General features: G+C 56.6%; 1 protein-coding gene. It reads right to left on the bottom strand.

Annotation, left to right across the window (positions count from 1 at the left end):
• Positions 1–1,477: glutamate synthase central domain-containing protein (locus QMM04_RS22445; protein ID WP_282997102.1), on the bottom strand; the 1,477-nt coding region annotated here is incomplete at both ends.

Below are 1,477 nucleotides of genomic sequence, written 5' to 3' on the forward strand. Positions count from 1 at the left end.
TCCAGCGGCGGGTTGGTGACCTGAGCAAAGCGTTGTGAGAAGTAGTGCGCCATGCCGCCTTCGTGGTCGGACAGGCCATTGATGGCGTTGCCGTAACCCATCGCCGAGATCTTCTCAGCGCCGGTTTGCAGCATCGGGTCCATCATGAATTTGAAGCTTTCCTGGTTGTAGTAGTACGCCACAAAACGCTGATAGGTTTTGAGGTCACCACGATAGCGCAGCGGTGAGCCGAGCTGTTCTGCCTGAATTTCCGGCAGATCGTGCAGGTCAACGCGTGCTGCGCTCAACAGTGAAAGGTAATCTTTCTCTGCTGCCAGTTTTTCCAGCGCTTCCACCGTGGTGTAAGAGCGTTTTTCTTTGTGATCGTAATAGAGCATGCCGCCCGCTTCGATACGGCCACGACGCAGTACGCTTTCCGGTGGGAAGGCAATCTGACCCGCTTCTGACATCGCACCGATGTATTCAGCGGTTTCGACAGAACGCAATGGGCGCAGACCCAGGCGGTCAAGGCGTGCCCCGATCACTTCGCCATTACCGAAGATCAACGCTGCCGGGCCATCGTTCTTCTCTTCATACAGAGAGAAGTACTCCAGCATGGCGCGCACTTCATTTGACAGTGAGGTGTCGTTTTCCCACGCTGGTGGCATCATTGAGACGACGGCGTTGATCAGGTCGAGGTTATCTTCCATCAAACGGCTATGAATGCTTTGGTCCAGACGCGAGCTGTCGGACTGGCCTTTCGGGCGCACAATTTTCTTGCCGCGCGCCAGCATCAGCGCCGCTTCAGCGATACGGTTCTTACGGTCGGTGTTCAATTCACCATTGTGCGCCATCAGACGGAACGGCTGTGCCATGGTGGTGTGCGGATCGGTGTTGGTCGAGAAGCGGGTATGGAAGAACAGCCCGCGCACCTGATGATCGGCATCGGTCAAATCTTTGAAGTACGGAATCACTTCATTAGAGTTCAGGCGTGCTTTAAATACCTGAGTGCGTGAAGAGAGCGACAGCGGATAGAGACCGCCAAATTCGCTTTCAGTAAAGGCACGCGCTTCGATGTCCAGCAGCGCACGATAGATGTGGCGCTCGAACTCGAGTTGTTCGGTGACTTCCTGCGGAGCCGCAAAGATCCACTGCACAATCGGCAGCTGGAATTGCAGAGCGGCTGGACGCGTCACGCTGCCGTCCAGCGGCATATCACGCTTCATCAGCACAGGGAAGTTATGGGCAGCGAGGGTTTCTTCCACCAGACGCTCAGCGTTCGCGCGAAGCTCGGCATCTTTTGGCACGAAGAAGTTACCGACGCCAAAGCGACCGGCTTCCAGCGGTTGGCCGGTGACTTTACGGAAGAAGTTCAGAGAAAGGTCGACGTTGACACCTGCGCCATCGCCCACGCCCTCAGCAGACATGCCGCCACGGTGCGGTACCGTGCACAGTGCGCTATGCGCCATCTGCAGGATCTCATGGGTCTGCTCGCCGT

The sequence above is a fragment of the Pantoea sp. Pa-EAmG genome (assembly GCF_030024295.1).
GTDB lineage: Bacteria > Pseudomonadota > Gammaproteobacteria > Enterobacterales > Enterobacteriaceae > Pantoea > Pantoea dispersa.